At 68.1% G+C, this 21,097-nt stretch carries 12 protein-coding genes; 3 read left to right on the top strand and 9 right to left on the bottom strand.

Annotated features, from left to right (window positions below; genetic code table 11):
* Nucleotides 1-166 precede the first annotated feature (166 nt).
* Genes CA234_RS18290 through CA234_RS18260 form a run of 7 tightly spaced genes read right to left on the bottom strand, consistent with a single transcriptional unit; the run spans nucleotide 167 to nucleotide 15,514 of the window.
* Nucleotides 167-2,089, bottom strand: a complete 1,923-nt coding sequence (locus CA234_RS18290) for an alpha-L-fucosidase (RefSeq protein ID WP_126002415.1) — start codon at nucleotides 2,087-2,089, stop codon at nucleotides 167-169.
* Nucleotides 2,086-4,290, bottom strand: coding sequence for a hypothetical protein (locus CA234_RS18285; protein WP_126002414.1), 2,205 nt, complete (start codon nucleotides 4,288-4,290; stop codon nucleotides 2,086-2,088). Before CA234_RS18285 ends, CA234_RS18290 begins: the two co-directional genes overlap by 4 nt.
* The gene (locus CA234_RS18280; RefSeq protein WP_126002434.1) at nucleotides 4,290-6,611 is read right to left on the bottom strand and encodes a GH92 family glycosyl hydrolase; all 2,322 of its coding nucleotides are present in this window, start codon (nucleotides 6,609-6,611) and stop codon (nucleotides 4,290-4,292) included. The genes CA234_RS18285 and CA234_RS18280 overlap by 1 nt, the downstream gene beginning before the upstream one ends.
* Entirely contained in the window at nucleotides 6,611-8,050 is a 1,440-nt protein-coding gene (locus tag CA234_RS18275) for a glycoside hydrolase family 125 protein (RefSeq protein ID WP_206431236.1), read from the bottom strand. Before CA234_RS18275 ends, CA234_RS18280 begins: the two co-directional genes overlap by 1 nt.
* Nucleotides 8,047-10,608, bottom strand: a complete 2,562-nt coding sequence (locus CA234_RS18270; protein WP_126002413.1) for a glycoside hydrolase family 3 C-terminal domain-containing protein — start codon at nucleotides 10,606-10,608, stop codon at nucleotides 8,047-8,049. The genes CA234_RS18275 and CA234_RS18270 overlap by 4 nt, the downstream gene beginning before the upstream one ends.
* Nucleotides 10,608-13,196 carry a glycoside hydrolase family 2 protein gene (locus CA234_RS18265; RefSeq protein ID WP_126002412.1) on the bottom strand — a complete coding sequence of 863 codons (2,589 nt, stop codon included), beginning with the start codon at nucleotides 13,194-13,196 and terminating at the stop codon, nucleotides 10,608-10,610. Before CA234_RS18265 ends, CA234_RS18270 begins: the two co-directional genes overlap by 1 nt.
* On the bottom strand, nucleotides 13,193-15,514 hold the full coding sequence (locus tag CA234_RS18260) for a family 20 glycosylhydrolase (protein WP_126002411.1): 2,322 nt from the start codon (nucleotides 15,512-15,514) through the stop codon (nucleotides 13,193-13,195). The genes CA234_RS18265 and CA234_RS18260 overlap by 4 nt, the downstream gene beginning before the upstream one ends.
* A 254-nt stretch (nucleotides 15,515-15,768) precedes the next feature.
* Between CA234_RS18260 and CA234_RS18255 the strand changes: the two genes are divergently transcribed.
* The 3 genes from CA234_RS18255 (at nucleotide 15,769) to CA234_RS18245 (ending at nucleotide 20,313) form a co-directional block, all read left to right on the top strand.
* Complete coding sequence (locus CA234_RS18255; protein WP_125977764.1) at nucleotides 15,769-16,506, top strand: GntR family transcriptional regulator; 738 nt, start codon at nucleotides 15,769-15,771, stop codon at nucleotides 16,504-16,506.
* Between the two features lie 34 nt (nucleotides 16,507-16,540).
* Nucleotides 16,541-19,426: a beta-galactosidase GalA gene (gene galA, locus CA234_RS18250; RefSeq protein WP_126002410.1), complete on the top strand. Its 2,886-nt coding sequence runs from the start codon at nucleotides 16,541-16,543 to the stop codon at nucleotides 19,424-19,426.
* A gap of 116 nt (nucleotides 19,427-19,542) precedes the next feature.
* Entirely contained in the window at nucleotides 19,543-20,313 is a 771-nt protein-coding gene (locus tag CA234_RS18245) for a J domain-containing protein (protein ID WP_126002409.1), read from the top strand.
* Nucleotides 20,314-20,407: 94 nt separating this feature from the next.
* On the opposite strand, the gene CA234_RS18240 is transcribed toward CA234_RS18245, so the two are convergent.
* Nucleotides 20,408-20,851: a hypothetical protein gene (locus CA234_RS18240; RefSeq protein ID WP_126002408.1), complete on the bottom strand. Its 444-nt coding sequence runs from the start codon at nucleotides 20,849-20,851 to the stop codon at nucleotides 20,408-20,410.
* A partial coding sequence (locus tag CA234_RS24660) for a hypothetical protein (RefSeq protein ID WP_206431235.1) occupies nucleotides 20,842-21,097 on the bottom strand: 256 nt, incomplete at its 5' end. The genes CA234_RS18240 and CA234_RS24660, both read right to left, overlap by 10 nt.

The following is a 21,097-nucleotide window of genomic DNA, read 5'->3' as shown; positions in this document are numbered from 1 at the left end:
ATGCTGTCATAGGTCCCATCGGTATACAATACCAAATAAAGAAACTGGTTTTATATATGACAGCCGATGGTCTCATCCGTTACGTTTTTTGAGTCCAATGTTGCCCAAACGCAACGGGCCGGAGCGCAGCACCCGCGCCCCGGCCCGCTTGCAGCCCGTAATCGACTCAGCGCGGCGCGGTGAAGCCGCCGATCTCGGCGATGGCGAGCTTGGGCTCGGCCAGCGCGGTCTCGGCGAAGCGGAGGCGCAGATAGCGGGCCGGGCGCGCCTGCGCAAAGCCGATGCGCTGGGTGGAAAGCGCATAGGCGATGTTGCTGAACTCGCCGCCCGCGGCAGGCTGCCAGGCCTTGCCGTCCATGCTGACCTCGGCCGTATAGCCCTTGGGCGGGGCGGCATCGGTCATCACGTGGCGCGACGGCGTCAGGCTGAAGCCGGCCAGCGCGGTCTCGCTGCCGAGATCGATGGTCACCTCCACCGGTGCGCCGGGCTTGGGGGCGGGCACGGTCCAGATCGTGCCGGGGTCGCGATCGAGGAGCTTTTCGGCGCCGGTGCCGGGCGCGCTCACGATCTTCCAGTTGCGCGTGTCGATCACCGTCGGGTCCGACGAGACGATCGGCGCGACCGGCACCGGCGCGACCGAGCGGAACAGCGCAAACTCGCTGATCGCGGGGCAGGCGGGCGCCTCGAGGATGCGGAGCCGGACGCGACGCGGGGCAATCGGCTGGGGGAGCCGCAGGATGCGCTGGGCCGAGATGCATTGCTTCTCGGCGAGCTGCTGCCAGGTGCCGTCGATCTCGGCATCCACCGCGAACCGCGCCACGCGGACGCCGAGCGGCAGATATTCGCGCAGTCGGATCACGTCGAAGCGGGTGCCGGGCTTGAGGTCGAGCGTCAGCGTCGGCGTCGTCGTGCCGTCGGGGGTGGACCAATAGGTCTCACGGTTGCCGTCGAGGACCCGCGACGCTGCGAAGGCCGCGCCCCGGGTGGCGCTGGCATGCGCGACCGCGCCCTTGGCGAGATCGGTCGCGAAGGTAGCGCGGATCGCGTCGCCGAAGCTCTTGAGGATCTTCACGTCCTGGTCGGCGATGCGGCCGCGGCGATCGGGCGGCAGGTTGAGGTTGAGATTGGTGCCCCGGCCCACCGACTCGTCATAGAGCTGCACCAGCCGTTCGGGGCTCTTCACCCGCGAATCCTCGTCGGCATGGTAGAACCAGCCCGGCCGGATCGAGACGTCGGTTTCCGCCGGCCACCAGAGCGCGCCGCCGCGCACGCCCGAATTGCCCTCGCTCTGGACATAGGGGTGGTTGGGCATGGTCGGCCAGCAGGGATCGCCCGCCACGCCGTCCTCATTGCCCACCCAACGGATGTCGGCGCCGAGCGGATCGAAGGTGCAGGCATCGGGCTGGAGCTGGTGGACCAGCGCCACGATCGACGGCCAGTTGTAATAGGCCGGGGCGTCGATCTTCCGCGTCTCGCGCGCGCCGCCATAATAGCCGTCGCCGCCATTGGCACCGTCGAACCACACTTCGAACAGTTCGCCATACTGGGTGCAGAGCTCGGTCAGCTGGGCGCGGTAATAGGCAATGTAGGCGGGCCGGCCGTACTCGGGATGGTTGCGGTCCCAGGGCGAGAGATAGACGCCGAAGGGCAGCCCGGCGCGCTTGCACGCATCCGACATCTCGCGGACGATATCGCCCTGGCCATTCTTGTAGGGGCTGTTGCGGATGCAATGCTCGGTCAGTTTGGTCGGCCACAAGCAGAAGCCGTCATGGTGCTTGCACACCAGGATCAGGCCCTTGAGCCCGCCCGCCTTGGCCGCCGCGACGATCTGATCGGCGTTGAAATCGCTGGGGTTGAAGGTCTTGGGATCCTCGTCGCCATAGCCCCATTCCTTGTCGGTGAAGGTGTTCATCGAGAAGTGGATGAAGGCATATTGCTCGCGCTGATGCCATTTCCACTGCCGCGCCGACGGCGTGGCGCCATAGGGCTTGGGCGCGGGCGTCCTGGCGGCGGCGCTGGTCGCGGCATGGGCGAGCGCCGGGGTGGCGATGCCGGCGGCGACGAGCGCGCGGCGGGAAAGGGTCGTCATTTGCGTTCTCCGGAGAGGGGTTCGGGGATGAGCCAGGTCTCGGCGACCTGATGGCCACGGCCGCTGCCGCCCATGCCGGCAGGCCGCGTCCAGGCGAGATCGAGCGTGCCGCCGCGCGTGGCGGCAGCGGGGATGGGGATGTCCACCGTCATCGGGTTGGTCTTGCGATCGAGCGGCGGGTGAAGCTCGATGCTGCCATTGGCGACGAGGCGCATCGGTAGCCAATAGTCCTCGCCGGCATAGGTGGCGACGAGGCGGTAGCGGCGTTTGGGGTCGAGCCCGGTATAGTGGAGCCGCAGCGGGGCGTCGTACAGGCTTTCGGCATAGCTGATCCACGACATCCGCCAGCCCTGGTTTGGCGTGCGATCGGCGATGCCTTCCACGGCGCCGTGGAAGCGCAGTGGATCGGCGATGGCGCTGCTGCCGCGGGCGAGGTGGGGCGCGTTCCAGGGATCGCCGAGATCGTCGTAGAGCGCGCCTTCCTTCGCGCGCGCGTAGTCCGCGAGCTGCGCCGGGGTGCGGGTGGCAAGCTGCTTTTCGATCCACACGCGGTCGTTGAGATCGACATCGACGCGGTCGAGATTGGCGCCGCGCTCGACATTGGAGGCGCCGTACAGCTTTACGCTGAGCTGGAGCCTTGCGCCCTGCCACAGCCGCTCGGCGAGATCGAAGAGGCGGGTGCGCAGCGCGGGCACGGGCGCGGGATCGGCTTCGGCCAGCCTTGTGTGTGCCGTCGCGGCATCGGGGGCGGCAAGGGCGGCGGACTGGCGGGCGCGGGCGGCGATCAGGCGGTGGCGGACGATCGCGTCGTAGACCGCGCGGTAGCGGAGCGCGTCGACCCGCCAATCGGCCCACGTGGCCGGCTTGAGACCGTCCACCAGCGCCAGCGTCGCATCGATGCTGCTGTTCGCGGCGGGATCGCCCGTCCAATTGTCTTCGAGTGCGAACAATGCCTTTGCCGTTTCGGGATCGCCGACGAAACCGGTGGCATAGTCCCGCGCAAACGCTTCGGGCGTGGTCTGCGGGTCCCAGCCGAGGCGGAACCAGAGGAACTGGTTCGCATCGTCGTTCACGCCTTCGGAATAGGTGACGAAGCCGCTGCTGCCGGGATCGAGATGGCGGAACAGCGACGTCATCGCGCGCGGGCGCGGGTTGATCGGCTCGCGGCCCTCGGTGAGCGCGAAGGCGGGGCTCCAGCGATCGACCGGCACCTGCGCGTGCATGGTGTGGGCGATGTCGGGATAGAGCAGCAGCTGGTAGCCGGCGGGCAGATGGTGCCGCTGGACGGCGACCGGGTCGCGCGTCTGGGGCCCGGCGAAGATGCCGGTCAGCCAGCGCGGGCGGCGCGCAAGTTGGGCGTAGAAGGCGTCGAGTCCCGCCGCGTCGAAGCCCTGCGTCGAGATCCACACGCCGGCGGCTGGATTGCGTGCGTGCAGGGCGGCGGCTTCGTCGGCGACCAGCGGGAAGAGCCGGTCCGGCGCGGCATGGCCCGGATCGCCCCCGGGGACGTAGAGCGCATCCACTCGCGGCAGTGCGCCGAGCAGCGCGCGGAAGCGGCCCAACTCGGCATCCCGCTCGGCCTGCGTGTCATAGTCATGCAGGTTCGGGTAATAGAGCGCGAAGTCGATGCCGAGCCGGTGCGCGATGTCGCCGATCCCGCGCAGCGTCTCCAGCGGCGGGGCGGGGAAGAGCGGGCTGGTGGCATCGTCGTCGGAGACCGGCGCGATGACCTGGACGCCGCTGGCGCCCCACAGCGCGAAATCCTCGATCCGGCGGCGGAACATCGCCAGCGTCCAGGCATCATAGCTGTTGTTCTTGGCGCGATAGCCGATCTGGGTGAGCCGCACCGGCCGCGCCGGCGCGCTGTCGTAGTGCAGTGGCCGCGCGCCGGTCCGCAGATACCAGCCCGCGCCATAGACCAGCCCGCGCGCGCCCTGCGCGGTGATCACCAGCGTGTCGCCGATCCGGCGGACGGCAAAACCTTCGCGCGGCAGGTACCTCGGCGCGACCTTGCGCCATGCCGCCCGCCGAGAAGCGGGGAGGGCTGCCTCAACACTGTCTCGCGGCGCCAGCAGCACCCGCGCGCACGGCGTGTGCCGCTCCTCCAGCCGCGCACGCAGCAGGTCGGCCGCCACGGCGCCGCCGGAGCCGGCGGCGACGCAGGATGCCGTCGTCGTCAGGAGCGCGGCGGCGAGCAACATCAGGCGGGCGTGCGGCCGTTGGAGGGCGGCCGATCGGCCGGCGCGCGCCCGAACGCTGGGTTCGGCTTTGCCGACATGGTGAAGCGCAGCGTGCCGCCTTTCACCAGATCGGCGTGCGCGATCCAGCTTTTGGTCCACGGCTTGCCGTTCCAGGTGACCGCCGCGACGTAGGGCGTGTCGGCGCGGTTGCCCGGCGCCTCGATCACCAGCTTCCGCCCGTTGCCGACCGTTACCTCGGCCCGCTCGAACAGCGGCGAGCCGAACACATAGGCCGCCTCGACCGGGTCGACCGGATAGAAACCCAGCGCCGAGAAGACGAACCAGGCGCTCATCTGGCCGCAATCGTCGTTGCCGATGATCCCGTCGGGGTCGTTCCTGTACATCTCTACGCACAGCCGCCGCACCATCGCCTGGGTCTTCCAGGCCGCGCCGACATAGGCGTAGAGATAGGGCGCGTGCTGATCGGGCTCGTTGCCGTGCGCGTACTGGCCGACCAGCCCCGAAATATCCGGCGGCGCGTTGTCGGGCAGGGTGGAGGGGGCGTTGAACAGCGCGTCGAGCTTGGCCTCGAACTTGGCGTCGCCGCCCATGTGCCAGATCAGCCCATAGACGTCGTGCTGGTTAAGGAAGGTCGCCTGCCAGCCATTCGCCTCGGTATAGTCGCGCCACCAGGGCTTGGGCATATGGCCGAGCTGGATGGGGTCGTAGGGCGTCCACCAGCTGCCGTCGGCGAAGCGCGGACGTGCGAAGCCGATGCTGCTGTCGATCACGTTGCGCCAGTTGCCCGAGCGTTCGCGCAGCCGCGCGGCATCGCCCTTTTCGCCGATCGCTGCGGCGAGATGGGACGACGCCCAGTCGTCATAGGCATATTCCTGCGTCCGGCTGACGCTCTCGAACCATTTATCCGCAGGCACATAGCCCATGCGATCGTAGAGATCGCGGCCCTTGCTATTGTCCTTGTCGGGCGCGGTGAAATCGAAGCTGCGGCGGCGAATCGCGGGCCATGCGGCGGCATAATCGGCCTCGATCCCCTTGGCCTGCGCCTCGGCGAGCGGCACGACGCCGTGCCAGCCGATCATCGTGCCAGTTTCCTTGCCCTGGAGCGGCCAGACGAGCGGGCCATAGGGTGACTGGGCGGTCTGCCGGATCATGTCATCGACCAGCGACTTGGTGCGATCGGGCGCGATCAGGGTGAGGAGGGGGTGCAGCGCGCGATAGGTGTCCCACAGCGAATAGGTACTGTAGGCCGCGCCGCCCTTGGGCACGCTGTGGATCTGGCCGTCCATGCCGGGATAGCGGCCGTCGACGTCGGAAAACAGCGTCGGGGCGAGTTGGGCGTGGTACAGCGAGGTACTGAGGATGGTACGCTGGTCGGCGGTGCCGCCCTCGACCTTGATGGCTTCGAGCGCCAGTTGCCACCGGGCGGTGGCATCGCGGCGGGTGCGATCGAAGTCCCAATGTCTCGCTTCGGTGACCAGACTGGCGCGGGCACCCGCGACGTCGACGCCCGAAAGCCCGCAACGCACGAGAATCGGGGCCTTTCCTGCGTCCGCATAGTGCAGGACGGCCTTGAGTCTCCGACCAGTGACCCGGCGGCTGCCGGCGGGCTGCTCGGCATCGTCATCGCCGTAGAAGGTGATGCGATCGGGCTGGCGCGAGAGCTGGAGCGCGAAGAAGATCTTGCGACCCTTGGCCCAGCGGAAAACTTGTCGCCGGCCGGTGATCGTGCCGTCGGCCTCGACTTCCAGCAACGCGTCGGCGATCAGCGGCGGGCTGTCCGAACTGTCGAGCACCAAATGCGACAGATCGAGGAGGATATGCCCGGCGCCGGCCGGGAAAGTATAGCGATGCCAACCGGTTCGCTCGGTAACGGTCAGCTCCGCGCGCACGCCGTTGTCGAGCGCGACATGGTAATAGCCGGGCTCGGCATGCTCGTCCTGATAGCGCTGGCGATAGCCGGTCTCGGGCTTTTCGCGGGTGCCGGGCTGCAACACCACCGGTCCCCGAGCGGGGACAACGAGCAGATCGAGCATGTCGCCGATGCCGGTGCCCGAGAGGTGGGTGTGCGAGAAGCCGAGGATCGAGCCGTCGCTATGATAATAGCCCGAGCAGGTCTCCCAGCGCTCGACCCCCGTATCGGGGCTCAGCTGCACCATGCCGAAGGGCAATGTCGCCCCCGGATAGGTGTGGCCCGTGCCGCCGGTGCCGATGAACAGATTGGGTGCAGTGCGGCGCGGCGATGTCGCCGCGGCGGAACGCGGTAAAGCAGCGGCGGCAAGGCCGATCGCGCTGGAGCCGAGCAGATGGCGGCGGGAGAGGATCACAACGCTTCCTGAAGCAGCTTGGGTTGGACCGCAGCGAGATGGACCAGCAGTTCGCCGAACAGGCCATTGGCCCAGGCGAACCAGTCGCGGGTGAATTTGGACGGGTCGTTCTGGTCGACCGCCTCATGGATGAATCCCGTGCCCGCGTCGCTAGTGCTAAGCATTCGCAGAATATTGCGAAGCGTTCGCACATCGCGGTCATAGCTGAAACCGCGCATGATCAACGACATCGGCCAGACGTGGCCAAGTCCGACATGCGGTCCGCCGATGCCTTCGACGACCTTGCCGCGCGACCAATAGGGATTGGTCTCGCTCCAGCACGCCGCGGCGGTGCGCTGCCATAGCGGGTCGCTCCGATCGACGCAGCGGAGATAGGCGAGGCTCGAGAGCGACGGCACATTGGCATCGTCCATGAAGACCGCGTTGCCGAAGCCGTCCACTTCGTACGCCATCACCTCGCGCCCGTCGCGCAGCCGCATCGTGCCATATTCGCGCAGTGCGGCCTCGATTTCACCGGCGAGGGACATCGCGTCGTTCGCAAGCGCGGAATCCTGACGCGCTGCCATTGCAAGTGTGGCAAGTTCGCGCAGCACGGTCACCGCGAAGTGATTGGACGGGATCAGGAACGGATAGATGCACGCATCGTCCGAGGGCCGGAATCCGCAATGGATCAGCCCCACCGGGCGGCTGGGCGGGCCATAGCCGTCGAGCATCAGCGTTTCGGTCGGACGATCGCTGCTGCGCAGAAAGCGATAGGGGCCGGGACCATGCTTGCGCTGCTGCTCGCGGAAGGTGCGGATAATGGTGCGCGCGGATTCCGCCCACTGCGCGTCGAACGGCGAGGTGTCGCCGGTCGCCTTCCAATAATCATGCGCCAATCGAATGGGATAGCAGAGGCTGTCGATCTCCCATTTCCGCTCGGCGACGCCCGGCTTCATCTCGGTCTTGTCGTGCAGCGCCCAGCTCAGCTTGGTGTGGGCGTGCGGATCCGCAAGGAACGCGTTGGCATAGGGATCGAGCAGGACGCACCGCGCCTGGCGGGCGATCAGGCCCTGATAGAGCCGGCGCAGATCGGCGTCTTCTCGGGCGAGGTGCAGATAGGGCCGCACCTGCGCCGAGCTGTCGCGCAGCCACAGCGCGTCGATGTCGCCGGTGATGACGAACGCATCGGGCTTGCCGTCCACCACGCCCATCTTCACCGTGGTATCGAGCGTGTTGGGATAGCAGTTGCCGAACATCCAGCGCAGCTTGGGGTCGGCGATCTTGCTGGAAACACGCGCGATTTCGCGCTCGACAGCCTTGCTGACGAAGCGCCGGTCGGCCGGCGCGGGGCGCTTGCTGATGAAGTCCGGCTTGTCCGCAGCGAAGGCGGGCGTGGCGGCAAGCGCGAGGCCCGCGCCGAGCAGGGTGCGACGATCGATTATTTTGGCGATCATTTCGGCAGCACCTGCGCGTCGCCGTTCAGGGTGAATTCGGCCCATTGTCCTGCGCCGTCGCCCGGCTGGCCGCCGCCGATCCACACGCGATAGGTGCCCGGCAGCACCCGGCGGGTGCCGTCGCGCGCGACGCTGCTGATGCTGCGCGGGTCGAGCGTGAACGACAGGCTCGCCGATTTGCCGGGCGCGAGCGAAGCGCGCTGGAAACCCGCGAGCTGGCGCTGGAGCACGGGCGTGGTGAACCCGCCTGGTTTGCCCGCGTCGGGCGTGACGACATAAACCTGCGCCACTTCCTCACCGCTGCGGTTGCCCGCATTGGTGAGCCTGGCGCTGACCTGCACCGGCTGGCCGAGGCCGGCCGCCTTCACCGCAACGCTGTCATAGGCGAACTTGGTGTAGCTGAGGCCATGGCCGAAGCCCCAGAGTGGCTTGCCGGTGAAGTAGCGATAGGTGCGCTCCTTCATGCCATAGTCCACGAACGCCGGCAGGTCGTCGACCGAGGTGTAGAAGGTCAGCGGCAGGCGGCCCGAGGGATTGTTCTTGCCCGCCAGCGTCTCGGCGATCGCGGTGCCGCCTTCTTCGCCCGGATACCAAGCTTCGAGGATCGCGTCCGCGAGGCTCGGATCGACCGCCACCGCGCTGCCGCTGGTGAGGACCAGGACCAGCGGCTTGCCGGTCTTGCGCAGTGCCTTGAGCAGTTCGAGCTGCGGGCGGGGCAGGGCGATGTCGGTTCGGTCGCCGCCGACAAAGCCGGGGATCGAGACGCTGAGCGCCTCGCCCTCGAGATCGGGCGACAGGCCGAGCACCGCGACGATCGTATCGGCGTTCCTCGCGACCTCGAGCGCCTGGGCGAGCATCGGCGCGGCCGGCGGCTGCCACATCAGGCGGACGCCGAAATCCTCGCTGCGATGGTCTATTTCCATGCGGAAGGGCACGGGACGACCGTCGCTCGCCACCTTCATCGAGACGCGGGCCTTGCCGAGCGGGCCGTCGTGCAGCAGCTTGCCGTCCACCCACAGCCGCACGGCGTCGTGCGTGGTGCAATCCTTCCAGCAAGGGGGGATGTCGATCGCAAGCTCATACTCGCCCGCCCCCGGGGGCGTGAACTCGCCGCTCCAGCGCACGGCGAAGCCGGTGGGGTTCAGCCCCGGCAGCGGCGCGGCGCGGGTATAGTTGAAGTCGATCCGGCGGTCCTGCCGGGTGGCGACCGGGCTGCCGCTCACCGTCGGCGAGGCGAAATATTCGGCCTTGAGGCCGGGCTTGCCGCCGGCGCGGAAGGCGGTTTCCGGCATGATCACCGCGCCGGCCTCGGCCAGCTGCGAGCCCTGCGCGTACAGGACGCGGTCCGCGCCGAACTGGCGGCGGATGCCGTCGAGCGGGGTCACCGGGTCCTTGGCGGTGCCGTGGTAATTGCCCTCCAGCACGCCGAGATCGTCGGCATTGGCGCCGATCACCGCGATGCGCCCGCCGGTCGTGAGCGGCAGGCGGTCGCCGTCATTCTTGAGCAGCACGATCGCCTTGCGGGCAGCTTCCAGCGCCAGCGCGCGCTGCGCCGGGGTGCCGCGTTCGCTGGGCTTGATCTTGCTCCACGGGTTGGCGCCGCCAAAGGCGATGCCGAGCGCGCGGCGGGCATCAAGCGCCCGCTTCAGCGCCACGTCGACCTCCGCCTCGCTGACCAGCCCGCGCTTCACCGCCTGCGGAAGCGCGGCATAGGTGTTGCCGCAGTTGAGGTCGTTGCCGCCCTTGATCGCGACCGCGGCCGCCTCGGCAGCGTCGAGGGTATAATGGTGGAAGCTGTGGATGTTGGCCACCGCGTCGCAGTCCGACACGGTGAGGCCGGTAAAGCCCCAGTCCTTGCGCAGCTTGTCGTTGAGCAGCCCGCCCGATGCGCAGGCCGGGGTGCCATGGATCGAGTTGTACGCGCACATCAGCGACTGCGCCTTGCCTTCGATGATCGCGAGGCGGAAGGCGGGGGTGTAGGTCGATTCCAGGTCCTGCGGGCTGGGATCGACGTCGAAGCCGTCGCGGCCGGCCTCGGGCCCGCTATGCACCGCGAAATGCTTGGGCGTGGCGAGCACCTTGGGGTGTGCCGGGTCCGGCCCCTGCAACCCCTGGATGAAGCCGATCGCGAGATGGCCAGCGAGGAAGGGATCCTCGCCGTACGTTTCCTGGCCGCGGCCCCAGCGCGGATCGCGGAAGATGTTGATGTTGGGCGACCAGATCGTCAGCCCCTCATAGATCTTGCGATCGGCGCTGACCGGCTTGGCGTTGAACTTGGCGCGCGCCTCGGTGGCGACGGTATCGCCCACCTTGTGGAGCAACGGCACGTCCCAGGTCGCGGCGAGGCCGATCGCCTGCGGGAAGACCGTGGCGGTGCCGTCGCGGGCGAGGCCGTGCAGCCCCTCGTTCCACCAGTCATAGGCGGGAAGGCCGATTATGGGATCGGCGGGCGCGGTGCTCTGGAGCTGCGCGGCCTTCTGCTCGATCGTCATCTTGGCGATGGCGGCGGCGACCGGATCGGGGTCGCCAGCGAGGAGAAGCAGGGGAAGGAGGGGCATCAACGGGGTCCCAGCGTACGGAGGGTAAGGGCGCGGGCGAGCGTGGCAGCATTCGCCTCGGAGGTGACGGTGAGGGTGCGGCTCTCGCCGGGCAGCAGGTCGAAGCCGTTGTCGCTCGGCTGTGCGACGGTGGCGCCAAAATCGAGCATCACCGCGCGGGCGAGCGCACCGGCGGTGACGGTCACCTGCCTGCCCTGCCAGCGGACGGAGAGGCGCGGGGCCGGGTAGGCCATGTCCTTGGGCAGCAATCGCTCGAGCATCACGCGCGAGACCGGCTTGCCGTCGATCCACAGCTCGGCGACGGCATAGCTGTCGGCGGGCGCCGCGGTGCCGAACAGGTCGGCATCGGCGATCTTGGCGAGTTCGAGCGCGCCCGGCGAGAGATCGAATTTCTCTGCCTTGGTGCCCAGCGGCTTGCCGCCCATGGTGAAGCCGCGCACGCGCCATTCGGCTGCGATCAGCTTGGTCGCGTCGGACACCGCGGCGAGCCGGGTGGCGCCGTCCTTATGCTCGGCGACGATCGCCTGGGGCGCGAACATCCGGCGTGCCTCGTACTGGAGCAGCTTCCACTGGCCGTCATAGTCGATGCTCGCCCAGCTGATCGCCGGCCAGGCATCGTTGAGCTGCCAGTAAAGCGAGCCCATGGTCACCGGCGCGCAGGCGCGGTGGTGGCGCGCGGCCATGCCGATCGCCTGCATCTGGTTCACCTGGGTGAGATAGACGAGATCGGCGAAGTCGGCGGGCTTGCGCAGCCGCTGGTCGAGATAGAGCTGGAGGCGGCTGTTTCCTTCGCCGGCCAGGAACTTCTGGTGCGCCTTGAGCACCGGGCTGTCGATCGCCAGCGGGCCGTTGCCGGCGAACCCGCGGATCGTCGACAGGTTCGGCATCGCCTGGAAGCCGTACTCGGACATGAAGCGGGCGCAGCCGCTGAGATAGTTCTCGACCGGCTTGGAGCCCGACCAGACATCCCAGAAATGCCGGTCGCCGGTGGCGTCGGTGTCGACCGGGCCGGTATAGTCGTTCGAGGGCGAGCCCGGCCAATAGGTGGTGCCGGGCGCTTCCTTCAGCACCGCGTCACGCAGCGTGCGGTCGAACAGCACGGCCATGCCGGCGCCGATCCGCTCCTGTTCGTCGGCGCCGACCTTCTTCTTGAACGCCTTGCGATCGGACCAGTTTTCCCAGCCCGACAGGATCTCGTTGCCGCCGTTCCAGCCGATAATCGACGGATGCGGCTGGAGCCGGGCGACCTGTTCCTCGGCCTCGATGCGGACATTCTCGCGGAACGCCGGGTCGGGCGGGGTGACCGAGCCGCCGAACATGAAGTCCTGCCACACCATCAGCCCGAGCTCGTCGGCCGCGGCGTAGAAGGCGTCGTCGAGATAATAGCCGCCGCCCCAGACGCGGATCATGTTCATGTTGGTGTCGCGCGCGTCGGTGAGCATGCGGCGCATCCGCGCTTCGGACACGTTGTTGGGGAACATGTCGAACGGGATCAGGTTCGCGCCCTTGGCGAAGATCGGCAGCCCGTTGACGCGGAAGCCGAAGCCGCCGCCCTGGGTGATCAGCTCGACGGTGCGCAGGCCGATGCGCTGCGACACGCGGTCGCTGACCGCGCCGTCTTCCTCCAGCACGGCCTCGACCTTGTAGAGCGGCTGCGCGCCGTAGCCCGCCGGCCACCAGAGCTGCGGCTTGGCCAGCGTCAGCGGCACACTGACCGCGTTCTCGCCCGCGGCGAGGGTGAGCGTGCGGCTCGCCTCGACCGTCTGGCCATCGGGGCCGGTGATGCGGGTGCGGACGGTGACGGCACGCGCGCGGTCGCCGAGCAGCTTCCAGCGCGCGACCAGCCGCGCCTCGGCGGGGTTGAGCGCTTCCTGGTCGACGCGGAAGCCGTCGATGCGGGCATCGTCCCAGGCCTCCAGCCGCACCGGCCGCCACAGGCCGATCTTGACGATACGCGGCGCCCAGTCCCAGCTGTAATCATATTTGGGCTTGCGGATATAGGGCGAGGTCTGCTTGCCCTTGGGCTCGTCGCCGAAGGCGGAATCATATTCGCCGGGAAGCGGGAATTTTTCCGCCAGCACCCTCGGCTGCAGCGTCTTGATCGGCGAGGCGATGGTGACGACCAGCTCGTTCGCACCGGCCTTGAGCGCCTGCTTGGCGTCGACCCGCCAGCGGCGATGGGCGTTGTCGGTCTCGATCAGCTTGCGGCCGTTGAGCGTCACCGTGGCGAAGGTGTCGAGCCCGTCGAACACCAGCTCGAGATGGTCGCGCGCCAGCATCGCCGGGGTGATGGTGAGCGTGCGACGGAACTGCCAGCGGGTGAGGCCGGCCCATTGGATCGGCGCCTCGTTGATGCCCTTGTAGGGATCGGGCACGCGCTTCGCCGCGATCAGATCCTGCTGGACGCTGCCGGGCACCTTGGCGGGGAACCAGGCGGCTTCCTTCGGGTGCGCCCTGGCGGCGTCCGCGTCGCTGGGGTCGATGCGGACCTGCCAGGCGCCGTCGAGCGACACCGACTGGCGCGGATCGGCCCAGGCGGGGGTGACCAGTGCGAGGAGCGGGAGGAGGGCGAGCGCGCGGGCCTTCACTTCGCATTCTCCGTCAGCACGACGCGCTCGACCGTGTAAAACGGGTCACTGAGCGGTGAGGTAAACTGGAAGCAGAGATCCTCGTCGCCGCTCAGCTTGGGCAGGCTGCCGGAGAAGCGGAACTGCTGCGGCGCCTTGGCCGGATCGGGCAGCACGAAGGTGGCGACGACGATCGGCTTGACCGAAGGATCCTTGGCGGCGGCGATGCAGCGCGCGCGGACGATCAGCTCGCCGTAGGTGCTGACATTGTAATGCGCCCGCACCTTGTTGAAGTCGTGTGCCAGGCCATAGTTGCGCGGCGTGCGGGCGACATCGACCGTGAAGCCGGTCGCCACGTCCAGCGGCGCGGCCGGATAGGCGGTGCAGGTGTCGAACAGGTTGACGTTGAACACCGGCGCATTCTCCTGCGCCTCGGAATTGAGCGGCACGCGCAGGCCGAGCGCGCCCTTGGGGCAGGCGACCATGTCCGAGCTGGTGCGGGTGAGCAGCGCGGTGCGGCTGGTATCGAAGATACGCGGCGTCGCGGTGGCTACGCCCGCAGCGTCGAAGGCGGCGGCGGTGATCGTCGTGCCCGGCTTGAGCGTCAGCGGCGCCTTGTAGACCGGCGACTTGGGGCTCGGCTGCTTGCCGTCGAGCGTGTAGCGGATCGTGCCGAACCCGGTCTGGGTGGTCAGCGCCACCTTGGCCTGGTTGGCCCGCAGCGCTTCGCCGCGGGTGCCCTGGAGCTTGTAGTCGACTGCGAAGGCGCTGTCGGCGACTTCCATGCCCGAACGGCGCCAGCGCGCCATCTGCGGCTGGAGGCGCTGCACGAAGCCGCCAAAATCGCGCTTGTCCTTGCCCGACCAGGTGATCTCGGCGATCGCCGCCGCGCGCGGGAACAGCATGTGCTGCACCTGATAGGGCGTGATCAGATATTCGCTCCACGCATTGCCCTGTGCGCCGAGTACATGGCTGGCCTTGGCCGCGTCGATGCCGGCGGGCATCGGCTCGTATTTGTAGACATCGGCCAGCGTCTGGATCGACAGGCGGCCCGGCGGCTCGTCGCGGCGGTCGCTCTGCAGGCTGTCGAGATAGAGGGTGGGGGCGGGGGTCAGCACCACGTCATGCCCCTGATTCGCGGCTTCCACCGCGCCCTTTTCGCCGCGCCACGACATCACCGAGGCCGATTTCGGCAACCCGCCTTCGAGGATCTCGTCCCAGCCGATCAGCCGGCGGCCATGCTGTTCGAGATAGGCGCCGAACTGGTCGATCATCCAGCTCTGCAGCCCGTTCTCGCCCTTCAGGCCGAGCGCCTTGATCTGTGCCTGCACTTCCGGCGAGCGTTCCCACTGGTCCTTCACCGCCTCGTCGCCGCCGAGGTGGACATAGGTACCGGGGAACACCGCCATCAGCTCGTCGAGCACTTCCTTGACGAAGGCGATGCCCTTCGGGCCCGGGTTGAAGAGGTACGGATTGACGCCCCAGTCGTGCGACACCTCGGGTTGGTCGCCGAAGATGCCGAGCTCGGGATAGGCGGCGACCAGCGCCTGGGCGTGGCCGGGCAGGTCGATCTCGGGGACGATGGTCACGCCGCGCTCGGCGGCATAGGCGACCAGCGCCTTGAGCTGCTCCTGCGTGTAGAAGCCGCCGACCTTGGGGCCGGGCGCGCCGCCGGTGCTCGGCGGGGTGCGCCAGCCGCCGATCTCGGTGAGCTTCGGATAACGCTTCACCTCGAACCGCCATCCCTGGTCGTCGGTGAGGTGGAGGTGGAGCGTGTTGAGCTTCACCGAGGCCATCTGATCGACCACGCCATAGACGAACTCGATCGGCTGGAAATGGCGGGCGACGTCGAGCATCAGCCCGCGCCAGCCGAAGCGGGGGGCGTCCTCGACGTTCAGGGCCGGCAGCTTCACCGGCTTGCCGAAGCCATGGTCGGGGCTGAGCAGCTGGGCGAGCGTCATCGCACCATAGAGCAGCCCGCGATCGCCCGAGGCGGCGATGCGCACGCCCTTGGCGTCGACGGTCATGCGATAGGCTTCGGCGCCTTGGATGCTCGCATCGCGCTCGAAGCGGATCGCGCCGCTGGTGCCCGTGGCGCCCAACGTCAGGCCGCGCTCCACCTTCACATGCGCGGCGAGCAGCTTGGCTGCGGCGGCGGCGGCGGTGTCGCTTGCCGGCGCGGCGATTGCGGTGCCGTTGCCCACGGTGAAGCTGCCCTTGCCCAGCGTCACGCTGGCGGGGAGGGGGGTGAGCGGCGGCACGGTCTGGGCGAAAGCGGTCGAGGACAGCAGCAGCGCCGCCCAGCCGGAATGCCTTGCCGTTTTCAGGAACGCACGCATCGGAAACTCCCCTCTTGTCGCGGCCGCCGAACGGGGCCGGAGCAAGGGTGTAACCAATTTAGATCCTATCGGGCAACAGGCTTGCGCACACGGACATAGTTCTTTGCATTTAGCCTCTTGACCTATGCCGTTGAGGCTGTTGGTATCATCGTACCAATGTAAGTCCGTAGGAACGCGTGTACGCGCTGCGGGAAACCTGCCGTAGATACGGTTGTCGGGGCTTTGGCAACGGTGTCGGGCAAGGGGGAGAGATGATGACGTTTTCGGACCAGATCGGCCGGTTTCGCGAAGGCAACCCGTCGCCGCTCTATCTGCAGCTGCAGCAACTGATCCGCGAGGCGATCAGCGGCAAGATCCTCAACCAGGGCGACGCGATCCCGCCGGAGCGCGATCTGGCCGTCGAATATGACGTGTCGCGCATCACCGTGCGCAAGGCGATCGGCGGTCTGGTCGAGGAAGGGCTGCTCACGCGCCGCCGCGGTGCGGGCACCTTCGTCGCCGAGCGCGTCGAGAAGAGCTTCTCCAAGCTTTCCTCCTTCACCGAGGACATGGCCGCACGCGGCCGCGCCGCCAGCAGCAACTGGATCGCGCGCTCCACGGGGCAGGTCACGCCCGAGGAAGCGATGGCGCTCGGCCTGTCGCCGGGCGCGGCGGTGCTGCGCTTCTCGCGCATCCGCTTCGCCGATGGCGAGCCGATGGCGCTCGAATTCTCGACCATCGCCGGCTACTGCCTGCCCTCGGTCGATGCGGTGGGGGACTCGCTCTACACCGCGCTCGAAGCCGCCGGGAACCGGCCGGTGCGCGCGCTCCAGCGCTTGCGCGCGGTGCCGTTCCTCGGCGAGCATGCCAAGATGCTCGGCGTCGATCCCGGCCATGCCGGCCTGCTGATCGAGCGCCGCGCTTTCCTGCGCGACGGCCGCCCGGCCGAAGTGACACGCTCCTATTACCGGGGCGATGCCTATGATTTCGTGGCGGAACTCAGCGACGTCTGAGCCGCCTGCCTGCCTGATTTTTGGAGATTGCTGCATGGATCGTCGCCAGTTGCTGCTCGGCAGCGCGGGGTTGGGGGCGCTTGCCTCGCTGGGACTGCCCGAGGCCGAGGCGGCCGCGCGCGCGGTGGAGGGCGACGCCTTCCCGATGCCCGCGCCCAAGACCGCATTGATGCCGCGCCTGCCCGACGGCGACCCCACCCGCACCCGTATCGAGCGCGGCTGGCGCTTTCATCAGGGCGACGTGCTGCCGGCGCCGCTCAAGGACCATGACGATACCTATGGCAGCGTGAAGGCAGGCAACGCCCGCGGTGCCGCCGCGCGCGATTTCGACGACAGCGAATGGGCCGAAGTGCGCCTGCCGCACGACTGGGCCTCGTTCCAGCCCTTCGAACAGACCGCCAATGTCTCGCAGGGTTATCGCAAGCGTGGGATCGGCTGGTATCGCCGCCGCCTGACGCTGGATCCTGCCGATCACGGCAAGACGATCGAACTCCACCTCGACGGCGTCGCCACCAACGCCACCGTATGGGTGAACGGCAGCGTCGTCGCGCACAGCTGGTCGGGCTATGCCAGCATCCTCATCGACATGACGCCGTTCGCGCGCTTCGGTGACGAGGACAATGTCATCGCCATCCGCGTCGATGCCGAGGCGATGGAAGGCTGGTGGTACGAAGGCGCCGGCCTCTACCGCCATGCCTGGCTGGTGCGCCGCGGGCCGGTGTCGATCGTCACCGACGGGGTACATTGCGATCCGCGCAAGACGGAGACCGGCTGGAACGTGCCGGTGACGGTGACCGCCGGCAATATCGAGCGCGCGCCGGTGGCGGTCGCGGTCGAGGCCGAACTGCTTGATCCGAGCGGCAAGCGGGTCGCCTTCGCCACCACCGCAGGCAGCGTGCCGGTGCTCGACCGCGCCGAGCTGGCGATGACGCTGTCGCTCGCCAACCCCAAGCTCTGGTCGGTCGAGACGCCGACGCTCTACACCGTCCACACCCGGCTGCTGCGCGATGGCAAGCTGATCGATGAGCGGCGCACGCCCATCGGCTTCCGCACCGTCCGCTTCGATGCCGACAAGGGGCTGTTCGTCAACGATCACCCGGTCAAGCTCAAGGGCGTGTGCATCCACCAGGACCATGCCGGCACCGGCGTGGCGCAGTATGACGCGCTGCTCGGCTGGCGGCTCGAGCGGCTCAAGGCGATGGGGTGCAACGCGATCCGCATGTCGCACAACGCGCCGACCGCCGAGCTGCTCGACTGGTGCGACCGGATGGGCTTCCTCGTCATGGACGAGAACCGCCACTTCAACCCGGCCCCCGATTACCTTGCCCAGCTCAGCTGGATGGTACGGCGCGACCGCAACCATCCCAGCGTGATCCTCTGGTCGGTGTTCAACGAAGAGCCGATGCAGGGCACCGAGGCGGGCATCGAGATGGTCCGCCGGATGGAAGCCGCGGTGCGCAAGCTCGACGACAGCCGGCCGGTCACCTCGGCGATGAACGGGTCCTTCTACAATCCGCAGAACGTCTCCTCGGTCGTCGACGTGATGGGGTTCAACTATTACCAGGGCGAGTATGACAAGTGGCACGCGCTGAACCCGACGCGGCCCAGCACCAGCTCCGAGGATACCAGCGCCTTCGAGACCCGCGGCGCCTTCGCCAGCGATCCCGCCAAGCACGTGATCACTTCCTATGACGACGAAGCGGCGGCGTGGGGTAACACCCACCGCAAGGCGTGGCAGCTGATCGCCGCGCGCGAGTTCATCGCCGGCGGATTCGTGTGGACCGGCTTCGACTATCATGGCGAGCCGACGCCCTATGCATGGCCGACCATCGCCAGCTTCTTCGGCATCATGGATCTGTGCGGCTTCCCCAAGACCGCGTTCGGCATCCACAGCGCCGCCTGGATCGACGATGCGCCGGTGGTGTGGCTCGCGCCGCACTGGACCTGGCCGGGCAAGGAGGGGCAGAGCATCAAGGTATTCGTTGCCTCCAATGCCGAGAGCGTGACGCTGCTGCTCAACGGCAAGGCGATCGGCACGCAGAAGGTCGATCGGCTGCAGGGCAATGAATGGCAGCTGCCCTATGCGCCCGGCCGGCTGGAGGCGCAGGCGCTGCGCGGCGGCAAGGTCGTCGCACGGATGGTGCACGAGACGGTCGGCAAGCCGGTCGCGTTGCGGCTCACGCCTGCACGCACGGTGATGGCGGGCGACGACGAGGACGTGCAGCCGATCACCATCGACGCGGTCGACGCCAAGGGCCGGCACGTGCCGACCGCAAACCTGATGACGCACTTCTCGGTTGAGGGCGCGGCGATCATCGGTGTCGGCAATGGCGATCCGAACAGCCACGAGCCGGAGAAGGGCAATGCCCGCTCGCTGTTCAACGGCCTCGCGCAGATCCTGGTGCAGGCGGGGACCGGCCGCGGCAAGATCACCGTCAAGGCGAGCGCCGAGGGGCTGAAGCCCGCACTGCTGACCATTGACCGCGCTGACATCGCCCCGCGCGCGCAGGTGGGCGTCACCCCGCCGCTGATGGTGCTGGGCGACTGGCGCCGCTCGGGGCTCGTGGCCGACAAGCCCAGGCCGGGCCTGGTGCCCGACAACAACAGCTGGGCCTTCCTGCGCAGCGCGATGCCGACCCCGGCCGAGCCGCAGCCGGGCTGGCGCGTCTACAACAACCGTCTCACGCCGTGGAAGCGGATCGCCACGGGCGGCGGCACGCTGCGCTTCGCCAGCGTCGGCGGGCGTGCGGAATTGTGGGTCGACGGCAAGAAGCTGGCCGAGAAGACCGATGCCGCGCCCGCACCGCTGGAGGCGGCCTTCCCGGCGGGGAGCGGCCAGCGCACCGTCGAGCTGATCGTCCAGGCGCTGGCGGGGCAGGCATCGGGGCTGCTCGGTAAGGTTACCCTCACGCCGCGCTGACCGGATCGGGGTGGGGCGGTCGGGCCGGAACTCGATCGCCTCACCGCGCGGTTAACCATGGCCGTTCACGCCCGGTTGGTGGAGGCTCGATAGGGCTGCCGCTCCAGGGGGACGGCATGAATCTTCTCATCGGGTGGCTGGTCGGCGAGCGCGTCGGGCGTGCCTTTCGCGCGCATGATTTCGCGCGCGGCAATGCGCTGTGGGGACTGTTCCTGTGGTGGGCGGTCGGCTGGCTCGGCGCGACCGCGGCCTTCTACAATCTCGGCAAGGCCTGGGTGCTGCCCGGCTGCATCGGCGCGATGGGGGGCGCGCTGCTGCTGTGCCTGCGCCGGCCGCTTGCCTCTGGGGTCAAGCAGGCGATGCTCAACGCGATCGGCTATAGCGCGCGCTGGGTGATGGCGATCAGCGCCGGCTATGTCGCGCTGCGGATCGTCTGCGCGGCGATCTATGGCGAATTGCAGGCGCATGGGCTCGCCGGGCTGCCCTGGCAGAGCCTGCAATTCGCCTCGCTGCTGTTCGTCGCCGGGGGCAGCGTGGCGATTGCGGTTACGGGGATCTTCGCCGCCGACCGGCTGCGGCTGGCGCGCGAGGGCAAGGCGCGGCTCGGCTGGCGCGAAGCGGAGCGGCAGGCCTCGGACCGCGCGCAGGCTGCGGCAACGCCGCCGGTGGTGGCGGAGGCGTGCTGGTGGGCCGTCCTCGAAGTCGCTCCGGATGCGAGCCGCGCGGAGGTCGAGGCGAAGGGCCGCGCGCTGCTCAAGCAATATCACCCGGACCTCTGGGTTTCCGCGCCGCGCCACCTTAAGGCACAGGCCGAACACCAGACGATCCGCATCCTCCAGGCGGTCGCGGCGGCGCGGGCGGCGCGGAAGCCAGACTGCCCGGCTTGATCAGACCGTTTCATTCCGGGGCGGCCAGTCGACCCGCCGAGAGACGTGGATATACCGACGCTTCTGACCTTGACGCCTTCGGCTGCCGCCAGCTTTAGAATTCGAGCTTGAGCTGCTCGTTCAGCGCCAGAGCGGACCAGCGGCGAGAAAGGTCATCAAGCCGATCTCGAATCGCTTCCACATCCTCCGCCGAAATCGGTGCAACGCTGTGCCCCCGAGCTTCACACGCATGCTCATAGGTCGCAATCAAGTCCGTGACGGGCACACGACCGCCCCACATCTCGGCTTGGAATGTCTCGACCAAGCGCTCGATTGCGGCTTCGCTGTCGCCACCCTGCGCTGCGAAATCAGCCCGAAGTCCATCCTGCACGAGCGACAGGAACCCTCGATGCGCAAGCACGCTCTCCACCGCATAGTGAGCCATGTCGTGGGGGATGATTCCCTGCTTCGGGCAGGAGATTGTTTCCGAAACGCCGTCTTCCCTCACAACGGTGAGTTCATCAAATTTCCCGGCGCGCTTCACGAAGATCAGTTCCACAACGCGAAGCTATCAGCGTACCGAGCGATTTCCAGCATTTTCAGCTTGGGCGCTGCCCGCCGGCTTTTTACCAGAAACGGCTGTTCCCCTCGCGATATGCCGACTGAGCGTTGGCAAAACCTGACCTGCCCCCGGTTGGCTCCCTCGCTTTGATGTAGAGTCTGCCCCAAGGAAGGAGCAGAGGAATGAGGAAGAGCCGTTTCACCGAGGAGCAGATCATCGGGATGATCAAGGAGCAGGAGGCTG

The sequence above is a fragment of the Sphingomonas sp. ABOLE genome, from assembly GCF_003950455.1.
Classification (GTDB): domain Bacteria; phylum Pseudomonadota; class Alphaproteobacteria; order Sphingomonadales; family Sphingomonadaceae; genus Sphingomonas; species Sphingomonas trueperi.
This window is presented reverse-complemented; position numbering and strand designations above follow the sequence as displayed.